Below are 1,119 nucleotides of genomic sequence, written 5' to 3'. Positions count from 1 at the left end.
GGTACCAGAACAGGAATATTATTATGACGCCCTGAATATAATTCTATCCAAAATCTTTGATCAGTTGAGTTCAGTTTGAAGTACTTGATAGGACTGAAATATATTTGACTATTACCTAAATAATATTTATTTGATTGTTCTGCTATTGATGAATAAACTTTGCATGAATGTCTATCCCAAACATTTTTAAAATCTAATCTTCTGCACCATTTATTATTAAATTTATATGGATTATTTTGGTATGGTTCATCTCCTATATTAAATAAATCTGCAAAATCAGTATTCTTATAATTAGAATCTGTTCTATCACTTTCTATAAATTTAATATTGAAATCAACATAAAATAGACCTAATTCGACAAAATCATTTTCCCCTGGTATTGGTTTTGGTGTTGGTGTAGGTGTTGGTGTTGGAATTTCTTCATAATCTGTTATCTCTGGTGCCATATATATAAATGATGGTTTGGATTTTATACTCTTTTCTAAGTTCTGCGGTGAAAAAATGGTTTCGATAAATGCTTTCTTATCATAATCATAATATCCATCCATTTGAAAATCGTTTCGGCTTCTATCAATCTTATCTTGGCGGAAGAGTGGAATAATATTTTCTTCATGCTCTTTAAACCAATTATCGATTTTTGTTTTATATTCTTGATACTTTTCTTTGGCATTAAATAGAAATGTTAACACATCTTTCACAAAATAAAAACGTCCAAATATTGGATTGATATATTCTTTAGTGATAGCTATATATTGTTCATATAATTCTTTCAGTGTATCAGCTGTTACTTTACAATCATCTAAGAATGCTTTATTATATTTTTCAAATACTTCATCTAATTGGTTATTTATATCATCAAATATTTTTCTCATATCATTCTCAGTCGATAACCAAGATATAACATGTATTGTTAATTCTATTTTTGATCTTTTTGGTAATTTGTCATATATTTCATCATTAGATAAGTCTTTATTTTCTTCCTTTGCCTTTAGTTCATCAAAATCTTTCCTCAAATACTTTCTAATGCTAAAATCAAATTCTAATTTTCTTCTTCGTGCCATTAAATAAATACTTCTCACGCCTACAATTGATTCCCCTCTATTTGATGTACACCATTCT

General features: G+C 27.6%; 1 protein-coding gene. It reads right to left on the bottom strand.

Annotated features, from left to right (window positions below):
• The coding region (locus tag QZ306_RS10600; protein WP_295163675.1) for a hypothetical protein at window positions 1-1,061 on the bottom strand (1,061 nt) is incomplete at its 3' end.
• Window positions 1,062-1,119: the final 58 nt, after the last annotated feature.

Source organism: uncultured Brachyspira sp. (assembly GCF_910588665.1).
In the GTDB taxonomy this organism is placed as follows: Bacteria; Spirochaetota; Brachyspiria; order Brachyspirales; family Brachyspiraceae; genus Brachyspira.
This window is presented reverse-complemented; position numbering and strand designations above follow the sequence as displayed.